Source organism: Frankia sp. Hr75.2 (genome assembly GCF_949319125.1).
Taxonomy (GTDB): domain Bacteria; phylum Actinomycetota; class Actinomycetes; order Frankiales; family Frankiaceae; genus Parafrankia; species Parafrankia soli.
Genome location: NZ_CASGGV010000158.1, coordinates 1 through 1,288, shown reverse-complemented (window position 1 = coordinate 1,288; position 1,288 = coordinate 1). Strand labels below are relative to the sequence as shown.

Below are 1,288 nucleotides of genomic sequence, written 5' to 3'. Positions count from 1 at the left end.
GCCAGTAGCGCTGGTGCTGGAAGGGGTAGGTCGGCAGGTCCACCTGCCGACCGCCGGCCACCAGCGGGGCCCAGTCCACCGGAACACCGCGCACCCACAGCTGCGCCGCCCCGGCCGCCAGCCGGTCCAGCCCGCCGTCGCCGCGCCGCAGCGACCCCACGACCACAGCGTCCGGGACACCGGCCGCCTCGGCCGTCTCGATGATCGCCGCGGTCAGCACCGGATGCGGGCTGATCTCCACGAACACCCGGTGCCCCTCGCCCACCAACGCGTCGGCGACCTCATGCAGACGGACGGTCGACCGCAGGTTCCGAAACCAGTACTCCCCGTCAAGCTGCCCGGAAACAACCGGGGAGCCGGTGACCGTGGACCACATCTCGACAGTCCCCACACGCGGGACGATCCCGGCCAGCTCCGCGATCAGCCGGTCGCGCACCCGGTCCACCTGCACCGTGTGCGACGCGTAGTCCACCGGCAACCGACGAACCCGAACACCCTCCGCCTCCCACACGGACAGCAGCTCATCCAACCCCGCAGGCTCCCCGGCGACCACCGTCGCCGACGGCCCGTTCACCGCCGCCACCTCCACCCGACCAGCCCCCACCCCCGACCGACCAGCCCACTCCCGCAACCGAACCTCCACCCCACCCACCGGTAGCGCCACAGACGCCATGCCCCCGCACCCAGCCAGCTCCCCCGCGATCACCCGACTGCGGGCCGCCACCACCCGCGCCCCGTCCTCCAACGACAACAGCCCCGCCACACACGCCGCGACGATCTCCCCCTGCGAATGCCCCACCACCACATCCGGGCGCACCCCCCACGACTCCCACACCGCCGCCAACCCCAACGCCACCGCCCACGACACCGGCTGCACCACATCCACCCGCTCCAGCAAACCCGCACCCCCAGCACCCACACCCCCCCCGACACCCACGATCCCGGCGGCACCCGGGGCCCCCCGCAGGACGTCGACCAGCGACCAGTCCACAAACGGCGCCAAAGCCGCCGCACACTCCGCCACCCGACCCGCGAACACCGCCGAGGCATCCAACAGCTCCACACCCATCCCCACCCACTGCGCCCCCTGCCCCGGGAACACCCACACCACCCGATCACCACCTGTGCCAACCCGCCCCCGCACCACCGTCTCCACGGGCTCGTCCGCCGCCAGCGCACGCAGCCCGGCCAGCCGGTCCCCACCGACCTGGGCGTCGCCAGCGCCCCGCTCCCCGAGCACCACGGCCCGGTACTCCAACGCCGCCCGGCCCCGCACCAACGACCAACC

At 73.6% G+C, this 1,288-nt stretch carries 1 protein-coding gene; it reads right to left on the bottom strand.

Annotated elements, in window-relative coordinates; translation table 11 throughout:
• The coding region (locus AC559T_RS13285) for an acyltransferase domain-containing protein (protein WP_498868895.1) at window positions 1-1,288 on the bottom strand (1,288 nt) is incomplete at both ends.